Origin of the sequence: Paraburkholderia sp. MM5384-R2 (assembly GCF_014201025.1) — a bacterium.
Lineage (GTDB): Bacteria > Pseudomonadota > Gammaproteobacteria > Burkholderiales > Burkholderiaceae > Paraburkholderia > Paraburkholderia tuberum.
Genome location: NZ_JACHDI010000004.1, coordinates 117,753 through 135,775, shown reverse-complemented (window position 1 = coordinate 135,775; position 18,023 = coordinate 117,753). Strand labels below are relative to the sequence as shown.

Genomic DNA, 18,023 nt, shown 5'->3' with positions numbered 1-18,023 from the left:
TTCAGCTCGCGGTTTGCGGAATCAGCCGCGGCTTGGTCAGGCTGTACGCGATCTGGCTGAACAACGTATTGAGGCTATTGGTGCCGCCTGCCGCATTCGAGCAGGTGTCCGAGTAGAAATACGACGGACCGGACGCGATCGACTGCATCGTATTGCACGCGGTGAGCTTGTCGTTACCGTCGCCGCAGCTCGGCGCCGACGCGGCCTCCCCGCCCAGATACGCGACGGTATAGATCAACGTGCCGGTGCTGGTTTTGATCGTCGACGCCGCATTGATCGCGGCCTGGCACTCGCTTCCATAAGTGCTGCTGTACTTGCTGCCGAGTTGACTCGTCGACGACGACGCAACACCGTCGCTCAACAGAATGATCACGTTCTGCCCAGCCGGACTCTGCGTCGACGACTTCGCGACGAGCGCCGATTGCGCAGCCGTAAGCGCCTGCGCATAGAACGTGCCGAGACCGCCCGGCGCCGACATGCCGCCGCAACTGCCGCCGCCCAGCGCCTGCACGATACCCGAGCTCGTGCTGACCGAACCGTTGCTGCCGAGATAGCCGGTGTTCAGCGACGAAACCTGGTAAGTCGCGCCCGACGCCGAATAGCTGCCCGCGATGGTCGGCGCCTTGCCGGAGCACGTGAAGTTATAGGTGGACGACGTTTGCGGCGGAAACGCCATCAAGCCGACGTTGTCTCCCGCATTGGTCAAGCCTGTCAGCAGCTTCAACGCGCCCGCCTGAGCGCACGCCAGCCGCGTCTGCGCGACGCCCTTCGAGTTCTTGCAGTTGCTGTCCGTCGTCGTGGCCATCGATTTCGTGGCGTCGAGCACGATCATCACGTTGTAGAGCGCGGGCTCCGCGCCGCCGCCCGCCCCGGCTCGCGAGGTCGCGGAAATGATCTGCGAACTCTTGCCGAACACGCGCGCGAAATAGAGCGGCACGGTCGCCGTTTGCGTGACCTGGATGCCGTTATAGCCCGAGGTCGCCTGCTTATATGGCAATGTGACGCTCGACAACGTGAGACCGGTGATCGTCGCGCTGGCGGGCACGACGGCGGCAGGCAGCCTGTTGTTGTACCCCGCCGTGAACGCCTGCGCGTCGCTTTCCGCGGTGGTCCACGATTGCGTCCAAAGGTCGACCGCGCCCGACAGCGCCGCGGCGTCGGTTGCGCTTTGCAGGCGCCGCTGGCTATACGCCAGGTAGCCGAAGTCGACGCTGATTGCGACAAAGCCCAATAGCGCGATCATCGATACCGCCACGAGAACGGAAACGGCGCCGCGCTGACGCCGACGCGAGCCACGCGAACTACGGTATGTCGTTTTCATGATTTCATGCCCCTCCCAAACGGTCGCACCGCTTTTGTTATTCATGCGTCGTCATTGCACTCGCTCCACCTCGCTCGCATTGAGCGCGGTCGGCATCATCGCGTACAGACCCGACAGGCTGCCCTTGAACAGCGGCGCGAACGTGTAGGTGACGGTCACGGTCGCCGTGCCGACTGCGCTCGTGCCGCCGGCGCTGGTCAGATCGGCGGCGCAGCTCGAATCGCTGCTGCACGCGACGCCGTTCACCGACGTCGCGATCGACAGATTCGACGTATTCAGAAGCGCCGCCGAGCTGCTTACCTGACCTTGCGTGGCCGAGTACGGCGTGCTGGTGCCGCGTTGCGACGCGAAATAGCGCGCGCCCGACGAGGCCGCATTGACGACCATCACGTAGTTGCCGAGCAGCCAGCCGAACTGCGCGATGCCGAGCAGCACCAGCAGCAGCAGCGGCGCGACCAGCGCAAACTCGACCGCGGCGACGCCCTTCTGTTGCTTGTGACCGATTGGCGGTGTCGTTCTCCGCTTCGGACGAATGGCTGCACTCATTGCACGACCTCCGACATGGTGGCGCTCAAGCTGAGGGGCATGATGCCTTTGAGGTTATCGAGCGTGCCGCCGAAGAGCGGCGCGAACGTATAACCGAGCTGCACCTTCGCCTGCGTACCCGCAGCCGGCGCCGACGTGCTCGACCCCAGTGCGCTGACGCACGCGCTATCGCTCGTGCAGGACGTGCCGCCGACGCTCATCGAAATCGTCAACGTGCCGTTCAGCGCACCGGTCTGCGAATGAATCGCGGCGGTCGCGTCGGAGTATGGCGATGCGTAACCGCGCTCCGCCGCGAGCTGATGTGCGCCGAGCGAGGCCGCGTTGGTCAGTACCAGATAGTTGTTGATCAGCCAGCCGAACTGCACGATGCCGAAGATCAGCGCAAGCAGCAGCGGCAGCACGAGCGCGAGTTCGACCGCTGCCGCGCCACGTTGTTTGGTGCGTTTCACCGGCTCGCTCCGTTCGTTCCACATGTCGGTCCACCCGCGACGAAGTGCGTGGTCATGCGCCACCCGCCATGCTCGGCAGCAGATCGCGATAGATATGAATCATCGCGGGCCCCATCAGCACGACGAGCAGCGCCGGAAAAATGCAGAACATCAACGGAAACAGCAACTTCAGCGCGATCTTCGCGGCCCGCTCCTCGGCACGCATCCGGCGGCGCGTGCGCAGCGTATCGGACAGCACACGCAGCGACGCGCCGATGCTGGTGCCGAAGCGCTCGGCCTGGATCAGCATCGCGCTGAACGAGTCGATGTCTTCCACACCGGTGCGCAGCGAAAAATTGCGCAGCGCCTTTTCCTTCGAGAAACCTGAACGCATTTCGAGCAGCATCAGTTCGAGCTCGCTCGCGACCACCGCGCTGCGAAGGCGGATTTCCTCGCCGACTTTCATCAGCGACGCATCGAGGCCCAGACCCGCTTCGACACACACGGTCAGCAGATCGAGCGCATCGGGAAAGTCCTCGACGATGCTGCGCTTGCGCGCTGCGATGCGGCGCGACAGCACGACGTTGGGCAGGTAGTAGCCGAGCGCGGCCAGCACGACCAGCACGATCGCGCGTTCGAGCAGCGAATTCGCGAACGACGAGCCGTACAGCGCGAGCATCGCCACGAGCGGCAACGTCAGCGCGAGCGCGGTCTTCGCGGCCAGATAGATCGGCGCGGCGTTGGCCGAGCGCCAGCCGGCGTTCATCAATTGCAGGCGCAGTGCGGATTGCTCCCAGCCGTCCTTCGGCACCGACAGCTTCGAGATCGGCTGCGAAATCTCGACGAGCTTTTCGTACCACGGCGTCTGCGCGGCGGCGTCGAGTTGCTCCGGCGCCGGGACGGCATTCGCGCCGCCCGCCTGCTCGATACGGCGGCTCATGTCGCGCGGCGTGCTTAAATGCATCGCGCCGAACGCGGCCGCGAAAACGATCGCGAATACGCCGGCAAGCAACAGAATCTGCGTGATGTTCAGTGTTTGCATGGTCCTTCTCCGATGAGCTCTCGCCCGCTCAGACGCGAATCTTCACGATGTGCCGCATCCACAGAATGCCGAACAGCATGGCCACGCTCGCCACCGCGATCATCTTGACGCCCGCCGGGTCCTGCCACAGAACGTTCAGGAACCCGGGGTTGATCGCCATCATCGCGGCGCCGACGCCGAACGGCAGCAGGCCGAGCACCCACGCGGACATCTTGCCTTCGGCGGCGAGCACGCGAACCTTGTCGAATAGCTTGAAGCGGTCGCGGATCAGCGCGGTGATGCCGTCGAGCACTTCGGCGAGATTGCCGCCCGTCTCGCGCTGGATCACGACGGCGATCACGAAGTAACGCAGATCGCGAATCGGCACGCGCGTCGCGAGATTCGTCAGCGCCTCGCTGATCGACACGCCGTAGTTGATCTCGTCGAACACGATGCGGAACTCGCCGCTCATCGGCTCGGCGAACTCGGTGCCGACCATATCGATCGCGCCGGTGAACGCATGGCCCGAACGCAACGCGCGCGACAGCATGTCGCAAACGTCGGGCAGTTGCCGTTCGAGTTGACGGATGCGCCGGTTGCGCCGCCGCTGCACGTAGGCGAGCGGCAGCAATGCGGACAGCGCCGCGGCGCCCGCGGTGAAGACCCATGGCATCGCGAGGCTCGCGCCCGCCATCAGCACGAACGGCGGCAACACCGCGCAGGTGCCGACGAGTCGCCCGACCGACCACGATAGCCCCGACTGCTGCAGAAACAGATCGAGCACATGCACGCGCGGAATGCGCAGCAGCAGCCGCGTGAGCACCGCCGAGTCGGCCATCGTGCGCGTCTTCAGAATCGAAAGACGCTGCCTGCTCAACGCGCCGCCGGCGGATAGCGCGCGAATCCGCGAATCGACGCGGCGCGCGACCGGGCCGTGCCGGCTGTTCCAATACTCGTAGACGCCGCCCGTCGCGAGCGCCACGGCCGCGAACAGCAGAATGATCGACGCGTAGAAAATCGGGCTCATGCAAGTCTCCTGAAACACCGGGCGAGCGGTTGGTGCGCGTTGCCCATACCTGTCATGTCGTTTCGAAGCGACGCGCCGGATCGTAGACCTGCTCCGAGGGCGCCACGCCGAATGCCTGCAAGCGCTCGGCGAATTGGGGCCGCACGCCGGTCGCGCAGAAATGGCCGCGCACGTTGCCCTTCGTATCGACGCCGGAGCGGCGGAACACGAAGATCTCCTGCATGTTGATCATGTCGCCCTCCATGCCGGTCAGTTCCGAAATGCTGACGATCTTGCGGCGGCCATCGGTCAGACGCGTGGCTTGCACGACCACCGAAATCGCCGACGAAATCTGCTGGCGCATCGTGCGCGTCGGCAGCGACAGGCCGCCGAGCGTCATCATGTTTTCGAGGCGCGTCAGCGCATCGCGCGGTGTGTTCGCGTGGATCGTCGACAGCGAGCCTTCGTGGCCGGTGTTCATCGCGTTCAGCATGTCGAGCGCTTCGGCGCCGCGCACCTCGCCGAGAATGATGCGGTCGGGCCGCATCCGCAGCGCGTTGCGCACCAGCGTGCGCTGCGTGATCTCGCCGCGTCCCTCGATGTTCGGCGAACGCGTCTCCAGCCGCAGCACGTGTTGCTGGCGCAGTTGCAGCTCGGCCGCGTCCTCGATCGTGACGATGCGCTCGTCGCCCGGAATGAAGCCCGACAGCACGTTCAGCAGCGTGGTCTTGCCGCTGCCCGTGCCGCCCGACACGAGGATGTTCACCTTCGCGCGCGCGAGCGCGTCGAGCACTTCGGCCATCGGCGGCGTCAGGCTCTGCAATTCAACCAGGTCGGCAACCTGCAACGGGTTGGCGGCGAAACGGCGGATCGACAGCAGCGGACCGTCGATCGCACAGGGCCGGATGATCGCGTTCACGCGCGAGCCGTCCGGCAAGCGCGCGTCGACCATCGGGCTCGATTCGTCGATATGGCGGCCGACGCCGGAGACGATCTTCTCGATGACCTTCATCAGATGCGCGTCGTCGTAGAAGGTCACGTCGGTCGCTTCGAGACGGCCACGGCGCTCGACGTACGTATGACGATGCGTATTCACCAGAATGTCGGACACGCTCGGGTCGCGCAGCAGCACTTCGAGCGGACCGAAGCCGAACATTTCGTCGTGCACGTCGCCGACGAGTTGCCGGCGTTCGAGATCGTTGGCGGGCGCCTTCTGATCTTCGAGAATGCGCCCGATCAGCGTCGCGATCTCCTGGCGGACCTGCTCGGGCGGCAGGCGCGACAGCCGTTCGAGCTCGACGCGTTCGAGCACCGCCTGATGAATCTCGCGTTTCAGTTTCTGGTAGGCGCCGCGCAACATGCCGGCGCTCGCCGGGTCCTGGCGTTCGCCCAGCGGCTGCACGCGTTGCGCGGAAATCTGCTCACGAAGCGACATGACGTTCCCCTGTTCTGATCGTGTAGCGTTGGAGCACGGTTAAAGCGTTTCGAGTTTCGGCGACGGCTGGCGGCCCAGCAGCCGCCCGAACAGCGACTCGCCCTTCGCGCGCGAACGCCCCGGTTTGGTCGCGCGTGCCGCGATGTTTTCGGCGAGTGCCTGCAGGCTGCGCGCAACCCCGCTGCCGCGCGCCGTCTTCGACACCGGCAGTCCCTGGTTCATCGCATCGGTCACCGTTTCGGCATCCTCGGGGATCACCTGATACGCGCTCATGCCGAGCACGGATTCGAGCGCCGCGCGCGGCCGCTCGCCGTGCCGTGTATAGCGGTTCAGGATCAGCCGCATCTGCTCCTGCGCGTAGCCGAGCGAGCAGAGAATCTCCTGCAGCCGGCGGCCGGCCCGCACGTGCGGCATGCTCGCCTGCAGCACGAGATGAATCTGGTCGCTGCGATCGAGCGCGAGCATCGACAGCTGGTTCAGCGTCTGGCCGAGATCGAACAGCACGAAGTCGTAATGCGGCGCGGCGACGCCGAGCAGCCACTCGAGACGGTCTTCCTTGACCTCGGCCGCCTTCACCGGGTCGCCCGCGCCGGCGAGAATATGGAAGCTGTCGCTCACGTGCACGAGGCTCGTGTCGAAGAACGCGGCATCCATGCGTTCGATCTGCGCGCAGATTTGCGGCAGCGTCGACGGCGGCGTCTGGTCGGAGACCAGAAACGCGGCATCGGCGAACTGCTGGTTCAGATCGATCAGCAAAACGCGCTTTTTCTGCGGCAGAGTCGCGATCGCATGTGCGACGTTCGCGGCGATGAAGCTGGTGCCGGCGCCGCCCTTGCACGACACGAACGACAGAATCCGCGTATCGCGCGTGCCGCCTTGCAGGCTCTGCGCCTGCGCGCGTTGCAGCGCGTCGCCGAACTGGCGCGAATCGAGCGGCCAGTTCAGCACGTCGCGAAAGCCCGCGCGCATCGCGGCGATCAGCGTCTGCGGCGATGCGTCGGGAATCAGCAGGATGCAGGTGAGCCGCCCATGCTCGCGATGCAGGCGCTCCACCACCGCGAGCTCCGCGTCCTTCAGCGACGCGGCGTCGACGATCAGCACGTCGAACGCGTCGAGCGTGTCGCCGCGTTCGCCGAGCAGCGACGGCGTGCCCATCGCGCGCGTGATCCGGTAGTCGCCGGCTTCGCCGCTCAGATGCGCGATCTGCGCGAGCCGTGCGCCGTCTTCAGAGAGAGCCAGGATGTTGATCATGATGTTCCCAACCGAGCTGTCGAATTAACCGGCGGACGGCGCGTCCGCCCCATGCGCCGCGTTCGCCATCACTGACTGCCGCCGCTGCTGCCGATACCCATCACGAACGGATTGAACGTCGTGACCGGCGTCTGGAACGACTTGTCGTACTGCTGCTGCGCGGCGACCGCGGCCTTGCCGTCGACGCCCGGTGTGGATGGCGTGTGCTCGCCCGCATGCGGATCGATGATCTGCATCTGCGTCACGGTGCGCACGGCGTCGCCGACGTGTGCGTCCCAGATCGGCGAGCTCGACATGCAGCCGCTCAACGAGCCGCCCAGCGTGGCGCACAGCGTCAGCAGCAACGCCGCGCGGCGCGTGATCAGAAGATGTTCGGATTTCATGAGAGTCTCCTTCGCGGCGCGTTACGGGTTGGGCTGTGCGCCCTTGATCGTCGGGTTGCCTGGGCTCACGGCGTCGGCTTTGGCGAGTGCGGGTTCGGCGTTGGTGTGCGCTTGCGCTACCGACGCTGCCGTTGCGGTCGTCTTGTCCGGTGGCGGCACCGCCGCCGACGGTGCCGGCCGGTCCGCCTGGGTGTCGGGCGGCAGCAGCGCGGCGGGCGCGGCCGAGCCTTCGGTCGGTGCCGGCGTCGGAACCGGTGCGGGCAACGCGGGTTGCGTTTGCGGTTGCACGGGCATCTGCGGCGCATTCGGGTTCGCGGCGCCCGCTGCCTGCGCCGCGGGCCGGCGGCCTTCCATGTTGCCGGTCGCGTACACCGTGCCGTCGGATACACCGGTGAAGCTATCGGTCGGCAGCGGATAGTCGCCCGCCGGCAGCGGCTTCACCAGATGCACGGTGACGATGAAGATCAGCTCCGTGCGATCCTGCTGGAACGACGTGCTGCGAAACAGCGCACCGAGCACCGGCACTTCGCCGATGCCGGGCAACGCCTTCAGCGCGCCGGTGATGTTGTTCTGGATCAACCCGCCGATCGCGAAGGTCTCGCCGTCGTTCATCTGCACCGTCGTCGACGCGCGCCGCGTCGTGATCAGCGGCAGCACCGTGGTGTTGCTCGTGCCGCTCGCCGACACGGTGACGCCGGTCGGCGACAGTTCCGATACTTCCGGCGCGACCTTCAGATTCACGCGGCTGCCCGCGAGCACGGTCGGCGTGAATTTGAGGCCGACGCCGAACTCTTCTTCCTGCAGCGTGATCGTCGAGCCGCCCGTGCCGTTGCTTTGCGGCACCGGAATGAAGACCCGGCCGCCCGCGAGGAACGACGCTTCCTGGCCGCTCAGCGTGACGAGGTTCGGCTCCGCGAGAATCTTGCCGAGGCTGTCGCTCTTCTGCGCGTCGACGGCGATATTGAACGGCCTGTTGTTCGCCTTGCTCACCGCGATACCACTGCTGACACCGGCGAGCAGGCTGCTCACCAGCGCTCCGGTCCACGAACCGAAGCCGCCCTGGATGTTGACCGCCGCGCCCAACTGATTGAGCAACGTCTTCGACACCTCGGCGACCTTTACTTCGAGCATCACTTGCTGCGGCGAATCGACCGTCATCATGTTGATGACTTCGGAACCCTTGCTAACACTCGAGCTTTGCTGCGAGATCGTACCGCCGTTACCAAAGCTCGCGGTGCTCGCCTGGTCTTGCTGGGTGGGCTGCGCGCCCGCGTAAGCGCCGGCGATGCTCATCGCCTGCTGCGCAGCCTGCCCGCTCGACACGCGGCCCGCGAGCACGAGATTGGCGGCCGCGCTCGACACGCGAATGCCGCGCTCGTTCGGCAGCAATTGCGCGAGTGTGCGTTGCAGCCCTTCGGCATCGACGCCGACGCTCACGTCGATGATCTGGCATGCGCCGCTGCGGCCCTGCACGATCATGTTCGTGGTGCCGACGCTCATGCCGACCACGTACAGCGTGCGCTGCGACACGAGCGTCGCCTGCGCGACGACCGGATTGCCGAGCGTACGGTTGCGCGCGGCCTCGACGAGCGGCACCAGAATCGACTTGCCGACTGCCACCGACACGCTCGATTCGTCGCGAATCTCGCCGGTGCAGTTCGGCCCGGTCAGTTGCGCGGGGGCGACCATCCTGCCGCTCGTCGCGCCGCTCGGCATCGGCGTGTTGCTGACCAGCATCGGCACGGCGCCCCGGCCGACCGGCAGCGGCGCTGTCTGCGCACCCCAGCCCGGCGGCACGTGCGCGGCGGCCATCGTTTGTGCCGCGCTGTCGTGCGCGGCCGTCAATCCGGCGCATAGCGCGGCGGCGAGCACCGTGCCGCCGAGCGAGCGGCAATGCTTGCCGCCACCGGATGAGAACCGTTGTTGTGTTTTCATGTTGCTGCCCCCGTCGCTCGATAGGTGTGAACCGAGACGTCTTTTGATTGCCTTCTGATTCAGATCGCGGCGCCTGACGTGAACTCGCGCAAACCCGCGCGCCGCGACCGCGCTAGAAACATTCGACGCTGCCCGTCACCCCCGACAGCACGCCGACGCAATCGCGCCTGGGCGCCGGACGCGCCGCATAGTGCGTGCGCACCGGATGCACATCGGGCGCCGCCGGCGCCGAAGCCGGCACGTCGAGCAAGGTCAGCTTGGTCGCGCCGCCGGTGCTCGGGGTCTGCTTGTCCACCTGATTGCGCAGCACCAGCGACAGCGTGCCGACGCTGCGCGCGAGGTCGAGCTTCTCGGCCTGCTCGGGCGTCACCTCGAGCGTCACCGCGTTGACCACTTTCGGCGCGGTGTCATCGCGGCTGACCTGCTGCGCGACTGCCAGCACGAGGATCTTTTCGAGCACGATCTTCGAGATGCTTTGCGGCGTGTCGGTCTTGTTCGTCTGCTGCGTATTGACGATCACGTCGACGTAGTTGCCCGGCAGCGCGAAGCCCGCGACGCCGACCACGTCGTTCACGCGCACGGTGATCGCGCGATTGCCTTCACCAATCACCGCTGACAAGCCACCCTTCGTGCCCTGCGGCGCGAGCTTCGATTCGAGCACCGGCTCGCCGGGCGCGAGACTCGTCAGCAGCACGCGCCCTTCAAGCGCCTTGCCGTCGACAAACGCACCGGGCGGCACGCTCGAAGTCGGCCAACTGACCATGTGGATCAGGTTCTGGTTCAGCGGCTGGCCGAGGCTGACTTCCGACGACGCCACCGCGACCGACGTCACCGCGCCCGACGACGTCTGCAGCAGCCAGCGCGACGCGAAACTCACGGCCGCGAGGCCCGCCAGCACGGCGATCGTCAGCATCACTAAAGCCCGACTGTTTTTCATGGCAACACTCCCGCATCGTTCAGTGGAAACGTCCGGCTATAGCGCGGCCGCGAACAGCATTCCGAGGGTTCCGGCCGCGATCGCGACGCCGTAGGGAATCGACCCGACCGATTCGGACTGCGCATCGATCAGGTTCGGCTGTGTGAGCGGCGCGACCACGAGGCCGCCGATCAGTTGCCGCAGATTCGCGAGCAAACGCGCGAAGCGGCCGCGACACAGCACGATCAGCAGAGACCAGATCCCGCCGATCAGAAAAGTGGCGAGCGCGATCCGCCAGGTCAGCGCGGGGCCGACCCACGCGCCGATCATCATCAGCAGCTTCACGTCGCCGGCGGCCATGCCGCCCAGCAGATAGAACGGCAACAGCAAAGCGAGGCCGCACGCCGCGCCGATCAACCAGTCGAGCGCGCCGGCGAGCGGCCCGTGAATCGACATCTGCACGGCAAGCGCGACGGCGAGTCCGAGTGAGATCAGGCGATTCGGAATGCGCCGCGCAGTGAGATCCGTGCTCGCGGCCACGATCGCCAGCACGATCACGCACAACGGTACAGGATGCGGTGGCAGAGGTGGCAGCGTCATGATGACCTCGTCAAGGATGATTGAGCCGCGTCAGACCGAGTCAGCGAGATTGTTGAAGATCGTGCTGAGGTTGGTGCCGAGCGTGGTCGCGCCGCCGATGATCAGCAGTGCAATCAGGCCGGCGAGCAGGCCGTATTCGATGGCGGTCACACCGTCCTCGTCGTGAATGAAACGTGCTGCGCGAGCAATCAGGTTCTTCATGACAGACCTCCTTTTTCCAGTGGGAAGGGGACGGACGAATCGCGAGGTTCGTCCGTCGACTGGAGGACTCAGACCGAGGCCGCGAGGTTGTTGAAAATCGTCTGCAGATGCGTGCCGAGCAATGTCGCGCCGCTGATGATCAACAGCGAGATCAGGCCGGCGAGCAGCCCATATTCGATGGCGGTCACGCCGTCTTCGTCACGAACGAAACGGGCTGCGGCAGCGATGATGTTCTTCATGATTCGACTCCTCTGGAAAACTAACTAATGGAACCCGTTACCATGATTGGCGTGGGCGATGGGACTGCGGGCACTGCAGGGAACTGCGGGAAGCTGCTGGCTAGTTTCGCCGCCCGGTCAGCGTCGCGCGGTGTTTGATCCGCATGGTCGCAACGCTGGGCGACACGAACTGGAGGAAACGGGGAAAGTGAAGCGGCAGCTGCCGGGCGAGCCGCAGCATCGCGGCCGCGTGCCGCTGGCGCAGCATGGCCGCACGATGTGCGCCGCACACGGGCCTGGTATCGCCGCGCACTCGCGTGATCTTGTTGTGCATACATCCCCCGTCTTTCGTGATTCTTTTCTTGGCGTCGGCTCGAGGCCGGCATCCGCTAGTCAGTCGACGTTGGCTCCCTCTCTCGCCATGGTGTGCTGCCTGTTCGGGTCCGCAGCATCGTGTCGTCGACTTCCGCGCACTCCCTATTGCAAGGACGGGACCAGCTTTGCGGAAACAGCGTAACGACGCGGGTTCGAGCCGACTGGCCCCGAGCCTCGCGCCATATTCGCGTCCGAAATGTCCGAATGCGCAACGTTTTGCCTGACCCGCCGAACACTTCGCGGATCGCGTAATGCCCCGCCGGGCAAGGCTCGGCATTTTTTTCCCAGGACTTTCCCTGCTCCGGTAAAAAATAAATTCCATCGAAAAATCGCCGTTCCCGAAGGGCGCGCCGGTCCAAAGCGTCTCATCGGCGAGACGGCTTGGTGCGTTGGCGCACATAAAGCTGGCCGTTTGGCCCGCTATTTGACCGAATCGGCAGTGCGCGGCGCGCGGCCAGGAAAACGCGAGCTTGAAAGTCGCATCAATTTCCGCCAACAATGAGCTGACCGGTTCAGCGCAACGACACGGTTTTTAATTCGATGTCACGCGCCGACACATACAAGACGAGACCTATAAACAGAACGAACGGCGGGTCAATAGACCCGATCCGGATCACGCGGGGGCGGGGATCATGTACGCATCACAACTACGCATGCGCAGCGGCGACAGCGAGATTCACGGCTGGCTTACGCCCGAGCGCATCGTCTTCTACTGCTGCGGGATGTGCGTGCTGTACGTGGGGATCATCGCGTTGTGGGCCTATGCGAGCCACGGCTTCACCGACCCGCGGCTCACGCGTCCCGGTGAGGATTTTTCGATTTTCTGGTCGGCCTCGTATGGACTGCTGCACGGTTCGGCCATGCAGGTCTATGACCACGCGTCGTTCGACAAGCTACAGCGCGCGCTATTCACGAACGTGAGCCGCGACAGCGTGATGCCCTGGCTTTATCCGCCGACGTTCCTCGTGCTGATCGCGCCGCTCGCGCTGTTACCGCAGCTCGTCATGTACTTCGTGTTCGTCGGCGGCGGCATCGTGCTGCTCAGCGCGGGCACGCTGCGCGTGTCGGGCCTTGCCGACAGCTTCAGGGGCTCGCGCTTCGCATGGTTCGTCGTCGCGGCCTCGCCGTGCGTGTTCGTGCCAGCCATCTTCGGCCAGAACTCGCTGCTGACCGCCGGCATCGCCGCGCTCACGCTGCATTGGCTGCGGCGGCATCCGGTACGCGCGGGGCTGTGCCTCGGTCTGCTCGCGATCAAGCCGCAGATGGCCGTGCTGTTTCCGCTCGTGCTGATTGCCGCACGCGCATGGCGCACACTGGCGGCCGCCGCGTTCAGCGCGGCGCTGTTCGGCGCGTTCAGCGTGCTGATATGCGGCGTGCAATCGGTGCGGCTTTTCTTCCTCAACACCGGCATTGCGCGTGAGACGCTGCTCGAGCAATGCCGCGGTTACTGGCTCGCATCGCCGACCGCGTTCGCGGTGCTGCGCGAGGGCGGTGCGCCGATCGCCGCCGCCTTTGCGGCCCAGGCCTGCGTCGGACTCATCGCCGCGGCAGCCGCATGGCAGGTGTGGCGAAACACGCGCGACACGCGGCTGCGCGCGGCAAGCCTCGTCGTCGCCACGCTGCTGACGAACCCCTACGTGTGGCACTACGAACTGGCGTGGCTCGGCATCGCGACGGCCTGCCTGACCGCGCTCGGCATCGACAAAGGCTGGCTGCGCGGCGAGCAGAGTGTGATTGCGCTCGCGTGGCTGCTGCCGGTCTATGAACTTTTCAACCGCACGGCCGAGTTGCCGCAGATCGGCCCGATCGTTCTGCTGCTGGTGCTGCTGATGGTCGTGCGCCGCGTGCGCGTGATGGACGAAGAACGCGGCGAGCGCACCACCCTCACCTATTCGCACGCGGTTCGAATCATTCGATAAACGGGGAAGCGTCATGCCAATTCATACAAGCACGCCACTGATCTCACTCGTCGTGCCGTTCTACAACGAGCAGGACGCGGTGGAACGCTTCTTCGCGGCGGTCGTGCCGGTGCTGGAATCGATCGACGGCACGCGCTTCGAGATCGTCTGCATCAACGACGGCAGCAGCGACGCGACGCTCGATCGGCTGATCGCGCAGAGCGGCCGCGACCGGCGCATTCGCGTGATCGACCTGACGCGCAACTTCGGCAAGGAAGCGGCGCTGACCGCCGGCATCGACGAAGCGTTCGGCGATGCGGTGATTCCGATCGACGCGGACCTGCAGGACCCGCCGAGCCTGATCCCGGTGATGGTCGAGCATTGGCTCGCGGGCGCCGAAGTGGTTGCGGCCAAACGCACGAACCGCCTGTGCGATACGTTCGCCAAACGCACGGCGGCCGCGCTCTACTATCGCGTGCACAACGCGCTGTCCGAAGTGAAGCTGCCGGAGAATGTCGGCGACTTCAGGCTGATCGATCGGCAGGTCGTCAACGCGCTGCGCAGCCTGCCGGAGCGCCGTCGCTTCATGAAAGGCCTGTTCGCGTGGGTCGGCTACCGCACCGTGATCGTCGAATACGAGCGCGAGCCGCGCAGCGCCGGTCACTCGAAGTTCTCCGGCTGGCGGCTGTGGAACTTCGCCCTCGAAGGCATCACGAGCTTCAGCACGGTACCGTTGCGCAGCTGGACTTATATCGGACTGTCGATCGCGACACTCGCGTTCGTCTACGGCGGGTTCGTCATCGCCCGCACGCTGTGGTCGGGCAATCCGGTGCCCGGTTACGCGTCCACGATCTCGGTGATGCTGTTCATGGGCGGCATCGAGCTGATCGGCATCGGCGTGATCGGCGAATACGTCGGCCGCATTTACTACGAGTCGAAGGAACGGCCCGTTTATCTGGTGCGGCGTCGCTATCAGGCGAAGAGCAAGGTCAGCATGTTGCCGGGCGTGCGTCAGGATGCGCGCGCGGCGCACGTGGCGCGCGTCGAACTGACACGCAGGCGTGCCGCGCCGCGGTTTCGCGTAGTCGGCCACTGAAAGCGGAGGAGTCCACCATGTCTCCCGATGCCTACCTCGAAATGGCCGAGACCGAAGCCGGGCACTGGTGGTTTCGCGCGCGGCGCGACGTGCTGCGCACGCTGCTCGAACGGCTCGCGTTACCGCGTCGCGCATGCGTGCTCGAAGTGGGCTCCGGCACCGGCGGCAACCTCGACATGCTGGCCGGCTTCGGCGCCGTCAGCGGCCTCGAGATGGACCCGACCGCTCGGGCGCTGAGCGCGCGCAAGACCGGCAACCAGTTCGACATCCGCGCGGGCCACTGCCCCGACGACGTGCCGTTCAACGGCGAACGCTTCGACCTGATCTGTTTCTTCGACTGCCTCGAACACATCGCCGACGACGCCGGCTCGCTCGGGCGCATGCGCGACCTGCTGGCGCCGGGAGGCCGCATCATCGTGACGGTGCCAGCCGGACAAAGTCTCTGGAGTGCGCACGATGTTTTCCTGCACCACCACCGTCGCTATAGCCGCGGCTCGCTGATGCGCTGCGCGGCCGTGGCCGGCTACGAAGTCGAACGCATCAGCTATTTCAACACGCTGCTGTATCCGGTCGCAGTGGCCGCGCGCTGGGCCGACCGGCTGCTGCGTCGCAAGCATTCCAGCGGCGACGCGATTCCGCCGTGGCTGCTCAACGCGGCGCTGTACCGCATCTTCAGCGCCGAGCGCCACTGGCTCGCGCATGCGCCGCTGCCTTATGGCGTATCGCTGTTCGCGATCCTGCGCAAGCGCGAGGGAGCGTCGCGATGATGCCGGTCGAACGGGTCAGGCTGATGCGCTTTGGCGCGAGCGGCGTCATTGCGACCGGCCTGCATGTATGCATTGCGCTGACGCTGATCGCGGACGCCGGCATGTCGCCGCCGTGGGCCAACGCGATCGCGTATACCTGGGCGACGGCGGCCTCTTATCTGTTGAACACGTTCTGGAGTTTTTCTGCGCTGCCTGCGTTGCTGAACGCTGGGCGGTTCGTGGTCGTGTCGCTGGGCGGCCTGACGTCGACCGCGCTCGTATCGCACCTGACGCAGCTTGCGGGCGGGCCGCCCGCGCTCGGCATCGCGCTAGTCGTGTGCGTGGTGCCGCCGCTCACGTTCGTCGCGCATCGGTGCTGGACGTATCGCTGAATACGAAGCACGCACAAGGCGACTCACGTCGCGCGCAACGCCTTCTGACACGCCGCGAGTACCGCGCCGGCCGCCAGCAGCAGCGCCGAATACACGAGCCCGCGCGCGAGCCCGGCGCCATCCGACACCCAGCCGATCACGACCGGCCCGACGATCTGCCCGACCGCGAACACGATCGTGAAGGCGCTGATGCCCTTCGCCCAGTGGCTCGCGGGCAGATTGTGACGCACGAACGCGGTCGTCGACGCGACCGCCGACAGGAACGTCGCGCCGAACAGCGCGCCCGAAACGAACGCGACCCACGGCTGCGTGAAGAGCGCGGGCAGCAGCGTCGCGATCGCCAGCAGCGCGTTGAGCAGGGCGAGCGCCTGGCCCCCGCGCATGCGATCGAGCAGCGTCGACCAGATCCGCGCCGACACCACGGTCGCCGCGCCGAGCAGTAGATAGAAACCGGTGACGACCGCCGCGCTCATGCCGGCGTTGCGCAGCAGCGCGACGATGAACGTCATGTAGCCGATATAGCCGACGCCGAAAAGTCCGTAGCCCGCGAGCGCGGCCGCGAAGTGCGGCCAGCCCGGGGCGGGGGTGGCTGCGGCTGCATGCGCCGCAGCCGCCGCGCTCGAGTACGCGCGCTCGATTCTGCGCGACGCGCCGATCGCGACCGCGGCGAATAGCGCGCAGGCCGCCGCGAGCGCGAACCACGCGAATTGCCAGCCGTGGGCGGCATCAAGGATCGTCACCGGCACCAGCACCGACGACGCGACGATCCCCCAGCCGGTACCGCCGTAATACAGACCGAGCACGAGCCCCGCGTCGCGCGGTCGCGCCGACGCAAGCCGCGCCGCAAGCACGCCGCCGCCGATGAAGATCGCCGCGCTGCTCGCACCGGTGATCACGCGCAGCGTCAGCAGCGCATACGTGCTGGCGGTGAGGCCGCTGCCGGCCATCAGCAGCGCGGTCAGCACGCAACCGGCCGCGAACAGCGCGCCGGCCGACCAGCGGCGCGCGAGGCGCGGAAACACGAGCGCGCCGAGCAGATAGCCGAGCGCGTTGGCGGTGTTCATCGCGCCGGCCTGCGCGAAGCTCCAGCCGAGGTCGAGTTTCATCGACGGCAACAGCAGCGCGTACGCGAAGCGCGCGAAGCCGAGCGCTGTCGCGCTGCCGAGCGATAGCGCGGCGGCCAGCAGCAGGGTCGGCACACGTTCGGCGGTGGTCGTTGATGGGGCGTGCGATGCGGTGTCGGCGGAACGGGAGGGCATGGGCGGACGGACGTAAACGGGAACGCTGCGAGCCGATTCTACCTGGAGCGACGACGAAAGTCGCGGAATGTGCGCGGCTTACCCGCCCGCCCCTTCCGGCTCATGCGGCATGAGCCGCGCCTTCGCGTGGCGCATCTTTTCCAGCGTCTCGGGCCCGGCCTTCAGCGCGACGCCGATCGCAAGCGCATCCATGATGCACAGATGCACGAGCCGCGACACGCCCGGCGTGTTCGGATCGATCGGGCTCGCCACGCGCAGCAGCAGCGGAATATCGACGAGCCATGCGAGTCGCGAGCCGACGTTGGTCAGCGCGATCGTCGTCGCGCCGCGCTCCTTCGCGATCTGGATGCTTTCATTCACTTCGACGCTGCGCCCCGAATGCGAGATCGCAAACGCGACGTCGCCCGGCTCCATCAGACCCGCGTATAGGCGCTGCAAATGACCATCGGTAAACGCGGCCGCCGCGATGTCGATGCGCAAAAAACGCAGCGCCGCGTCCTGCGCGACGAGCCCCGAGCCTGAGCCCACGCCGAAGAAAAACACGCGCCGGGCGCTCGAAAGCGCCGCGATCGCGCTTTCGACCACGGCAGGATCGAGCGCGCCGCGCGCATGCGTGATGCCGTCGATCGCCGCTTCGCCGACCTTGTCCATCAAGGTCTGCACGTCGTCGTCGCGCGCGACCGCGGTCGATGCATACGGCAGCCCGCCCGCGACGCTCTGCGCGAGCTGCATCTTGAAGTCGCGCAGACCGTGCGCACCGATCGCGCGGCAAAAACGCGTGACGGAAGGCTCGGACACGTCGGCGCGCTGCGCGAGTTCGGTGATGCTCGCGCGCATCGCGAAGTCGACGTCGGCGAGCACCATGTCGGCGACCTTGCGCTCGGCGGGCCGCAGACTCGCGAGTGCGTTGCGGATGTGGGGAATCAAGTTCGGTGCGGACACCCGGTGTTCCTTAGGGGCTGTTTCATATGGATCCGCGTCGCTCGCAGCTTGTTC

The 18,023-nt window shown here is 66.2% G+C and carries 21 protein-coding genes; 5 read left to right on the top strand and 16 right to left on the bottom strand.

The features are described 5' to 3' along the window. Position 1 precedes the first annotated feature (1 nt). The 14 genes from HDG37_RS08985 to HDG37_RS08920 form a co-directional block, all read right to left on the bottom strand. A complete protein-coding gene (locus HDG37_RS08985) occupies positions 2-1,321 on the bottom strand; it encodes a VWA domain-containing protein (protein WP_184046218.1) in 1,320 nt (439 codons plus the stop codon). Between the two features lie 51 nt (positions 1,322-1,372). After that, complete coding sequence (locus HDG37_RS08980; protein ID WP_184046216.1) at positions 1,373-1,867, bottom strand: TadE/TadG family type IV pilus assembly protein; 495 nt, start codon at positions 1,865-1,867, stop codon at positions 1,373-1,375. Then, positions 1,864-2,316: a TadE/TadG family type IV pilus assembly protein gene (locus HDG37_RS08975; protein WP_184046214.1), complete on the bottom strand. Its 453-nt coding sequence runs from the start codon at positions 2,314-2,316 to the stop codon at positions 1,864-1,866. Before HDG37_RS08975 ends, HDG37_RS08980 begins: the two co-directional genes overlap by 4 nt. 52 nt (positions 2,317-2,368) lie before the next feature. After that, positions 2,369-3,337, bottom strand: coding sequence for a type II secretion system F family protein (locus HDG37_RS08970; protein ID WP_184046212.1), 969 nt, complete (start codon positions 3,335-3,337; stop codon positions 2,369-2,371). Between the two features lie 28 nt (positions 3,338-3,365). Next, on the bottom strand, positions 3,366-4,343 hold the full coding sequence (locus tag HDG37_RS08965; protein ID WP_184046210.1) for a type II secretion system F family protein: 978 nt from the start codon (positions 4,341-4,343) through the stop codon (positions 3,366-3,368). Positions 4,344-4,395: 52 nt separating this feature from the next. Beyond that, positions 4,396-5,757: a CpaF family protein gene (locus tag HDG37_RS08960; RefSeq protein ID WP_184046208.1), complete on the bottom strand. Its 1,362-nt coding sequence runs from the start codon at positions 5,755-5,757 to the stop codon at positions 4,396-4,398. A 39-nt stretch (positions 5,758-5,796) separates the two neighbouring features. After that, entirely contained in the window at positions 5,797-7,008 is a 1,212-nt protein-coding gene (locus HDG37_RS08955) for an AAA family ATPase (protein WP_184024440.1), read from the bottom strand. A 68-nt stretch (positions 7,009-7,076) separates the two neighbouring features. After that, positions 7,077-7,391 carry a hypothetical protein gene (locus HDG37_RS08950; RefSeq protein ID WP_184046206.1) on the bottom strand — a complete coding sequence of 105 codons (315 nt, stop codon included), beginning with the start codon at positions 7,389-7,391 and terminating at the stop codon, positions 7,077-7,079. A 21-nt stretch (positions 7,392-7,412) separates the two neighbouring features. Then, on the bottom strand, positions 7,413-9,326 hold the full coding sequence (locus tag HDG37_RS08945; protein WP_184046204.1) for a type II and III secretion system protein family protein: 1,914 nt from the start codon (positions 9,324-9,326) through the stop codon (positions 7,413-7,415). A gap of 112 nt (positions 9,327-9,438) precedes the next feature. Beyond that, the gene (cpaB, locus tag HDG37_RS08940) at positions 9,439-10,263 is read right to left on the bottom strand and encodes a Flp pilus assembly protein CpaB (protein ID WP_184046202.1); all 825 of its coding nucleotides are present in this window, start codon (positions 10,261-10,263) and stop codon (positions 9,439-9,441) included. A gap of 36 nt (positions 10,264-10,299) precedes the next feature. Next, positions 10,300-10,842: a prepilin peptidase gene (locus HDG37_RS08935; protein WP_184046200.1), complete on the bottom strand. Its 543-nt coding sequence runs from the start codon at positions 10,840-10,842 to the stop codon at positions 10,300-10,302. 30 nt (positions 10,843-10,872) lie between these two features. After that, positions 10,873-11,043 (bottom strand): Flp family type IVb pilin, encoded by a 171-nt coding sequence (locus tag HDG37_RS08930; RefSeq protein WP_184046199.1) that lies wholly within the window; start codon positions 11,041-11,043, stop codon positions 10,873-10,875. Positions 11,044-11,111: 68 nt separating this feature from the next. Continuing rightward, a complete protein-coding gene (locus HDG37_RS08925) occupies positions 11,112-11,282 on the bottom strand; it encodes a Flp family type IVb pilin (RefSeq protein WP_184046198.1) in 171 nt (56 codons plus the stop codon). Positions 11,283-11,382: 100 nt separating this feature from the next. Beyond that, entirely contained in the window at positions 11,383-11,595 is a 213-nt protein-coding gene (locus HDG37_RS08920) for a hypothetical protein (protein ID WP_184046197.1), read from the bottom strand. Between the two features lie 237 nt (positions 11,596-11,832). On the opposite strand from HDG37_RS08920, the gene HDG37_RS08915 reads away from it, so the two are divergent. The 5 genes from HDG37_RS08915 to HDG37_RS08895 all read left to right on the top strand — a co-directional run bounded on the left by HDG37_RS08915 (position 11,833) and on the right by HDG37_RS08895 (position 15,768). Continuing rightward, complete coding sequence (locus HDG37_RS08915) at positions 11,833-12,138, top strand: hypothetical protein (protein WP_184046196.1); 306 nt, start codon at positions 11,833-11,835, stop codon at positions 12,136-12,138. A gap of 130 nt (positions 12,139-12,268) precedes the next feature. Beyond that, on the top strand, positions 12,269-13,555 hold the full coding sequence (locus tag HDG37_RS08910; protein ID WP_184046195.1) for a glycosyltransferase family 87 protein: 1,287 nt from the start codon (positions 12,269-12,271) through the stop codon (positions 13,553-13,555). A gap of 13 nt (positions 13,556-13,568) precedes the next feature. Then, positions 13,569-14,630 carry a glycosyltransferase family 2 protein gene (locus tag HDG37_RS08905; protein WP_184046194.1) on the top strand — a complete coding sequence of 354 codons (1,062 nt, stop codon included), beginning with the start codon at positions 13,569-13,571 and terminating at the stop codon, positions 14,628-14,630. 17 nt (positions 14,631-14,647) lie between these two features. Then, on the top strand, positions 14,648-15,397 hold the full coding sequence (locus HDG37_RS08900) for a bifunctional 2-polyprenyl-6-hydroxyphenol methylase/3-demethylubiquinol 3-O-methyltransferase UbiG (protein ID WP_184046193.1): 750 nt from the start codon (positions 14,648-14,650) through the stop codon (positions 15,395-15,397). Continuing rightward, positions 15,394-15,768 carry a GtrA family protein gene (locus HDG37_RS08895; protein ID WP_184046192.1) on the top strand — a complete coding sequence of 125 codons (375 nt, stop codon included), beginning with the start codon at positions 15,394-15,396 and terminating at the stop codon, positions 15,766-15,768. The genes HDG37_RS08900 and HDG37_RS08895 overlap by 4 nt, the downstream gene beginning before the upstream one ends. 23 nt (positions 15,769-15,791) lie before the next feature. On the opposite strand, the gene HDG37_RS08890 is transcribed toward HDG37_RS08895, so the two are convergent. Together HDG37_RS08890 and HDG37_RS08885 are read right to left on the bottom strand one after the other, a co-directional pair. Next, the gene (locus HDG37_RS08890; protein WP_184046191.1) at positions 15,792-17,027 is read right to left on the bottom strand and encodes a YbfB/YjiJ family MFS transporter; all 1,236 of its coding nucleotides are present in this window, start codon (positions 17,025-17,027) and stop codon (positions 15,792-15,794) included. A gap of 78 nt (positions 17,028-17,105) precedes the next feature. After that, positions 17,106-17,969: a MurR/RpiR family transcriptional regulator gene (locus HDG37_RS08885; RefSeq protein WP_184046190.1), complete on the bottom strand. Its 864-nt coding sequence runs from the start codon at positions 17,967-17,969 to the stop codon at positions 17,106-17,108. Positions 17,970-18,023 lie beyond the last annotated feature (54 nt).

What these genes read in the sequence shown, in the direction of transcription:
- cpaB (WP_184046202.1), bottom strand. Translation starts at nt 10,263, where the DNA reads ATGAAAAACAGTCGGGCTTTAGTGATGCTGACGATCGCCGTGCTGGCG.
- HDG37_RS08960 (WP_184046208.1), bottom strand. Translation starts at nt 5,757, where the DNA reads ATGTCGCTTCGTGAGCAGATTTCCGCGCAACGCGTGCAGCCGCTGGGC.
- HDG37_RS08910 (WP_184046195.1), top strand. Translation starts at nt 12,269, where the DNA reads ATGTACGCATCACAACTACGCATGCGCAGCGGCGACAGCGAGATTCAC.
- HDG37_RS08905 (WP_184046194.1), top strand. Translation starts at nt 13,569, where the DNA reads ATGCCAATTCATACAAGCACGCCACTGATCTCACTCGTCGTGCCGTTC.
- HDG37_RS08970 (WP_184046212.1), bottom strand. Translation starts at nt 3,337, where the DNA reads ATGCAAACACTGAACATCACGCAGATTCTGTTGCTTGCCGGCGTATTC.
- HDG37_RS08930 (WP_184046199.1), bottom strand. Translation starts at nt 11,043, where the DNA reads ATGAAGAACCTGATTGCTCGCGCAGCACGTTTCATTCACGACGAGGAC.
- HDG37_RS08955 (WP_184024440.1), bottom strand. Translation starts at nt 7,008, where the DNA reads ATGATCAACATCCTGGCTCTCTCTGAAGACGGCGCACGGCTCGCGCAG.
- HDG37_RS08915 (WP_184046196.1), top strand. Translation starts at nt 11,833, where the DNA reads ATGTCCGAATGCGCAACGTTTTGCCTGACCCGCCGAACACTTCGCGGA.
- HDG37_RS08950 (WP_184046206.1), bottom strand. Translation starts at nt 7,391, where the DNA reads ATGAAATCCGAACATCTTCTGATCACGCGCCGCGCGGCGTTGCTGCTG.
- HDG37_RS08935 (WP_184046200.1), bottom strand. Translation starts at nt 10,842, where the DNA reads ATGACGCTGCCACCTCTGCCACCGCATCCTGTACCGTTGTGCGTGATC.
- HDG37_RS08895 (WP_184046192.1), top strand. Translation starts at nt 15,394, where the DNA reads ATGATGCCGGTCGAACGGGTCAGGCTGATGCGCTTTGGCGCGAGCGGC.
- HDG37_RS08920 (WP_184046197.1), bottom strand. Translation starts at nt 11,595, where the DNA reads ATGCACAACAAGATCACGCGAGTGCGCGGCGATACCAGGCCCGTGTGC.
- HDG37_RS08980 (WP_184046216.1), bottom strand. Translation starts at nt 1,867, where the DNA reads ATGAGTGCAGCCATTCGTCCGAAGCGGAGAACGACACCGCCAATCGGT.
- HDG37_RS08985 (WP_184046218.1), bottom strand. Translation starts at nt 1,321, where the DNA reads ATGAAAACGACATACCGTAGTTCGCGTGGCTCGCGTCGGCGTCAGCGC.
- HDG37_RS08925 (WP_184046198.1), bottom strand. Translation starts at nt 11,282, where the DNA reads ATGAAGAACATCATCGCTGCCGCAGCCCGTTTCGTTCGTGACGAAGAC.
- HDG37_RS08945 (WP_184046204.1), bottom strand. Translation starts at nt 9,326, where the DNA reads ATGAAAACACAACAACGGTTCTCATCCGGTGGCGGCAAGCATTGCCGC.
- HDG37_RS08890 (WP_184046191.1), bottom strand. Translation starts at nt 17,027, where the DNA reads ATGCCCTCCCGTTCCGCCGACACCGCATCGCACGCCCCATCAACGACC.
- HDG37_RS08900 (WP_184046193.1), top strand. Translation starts at nt 14,648, where the DNA reads ATGTCTCCCGATGCCTACCTCGAAATGGCCGAGACCGAAGCCGGGCAC.
- HDG37_RS08965 (WP_184046210.1), bottom strand. Translation starts at nt 4,343, where the DNA reads ATGAGCCCGATTTTCTACGCGTCGATCATTCTGCTGTTCGCGGCCGTG.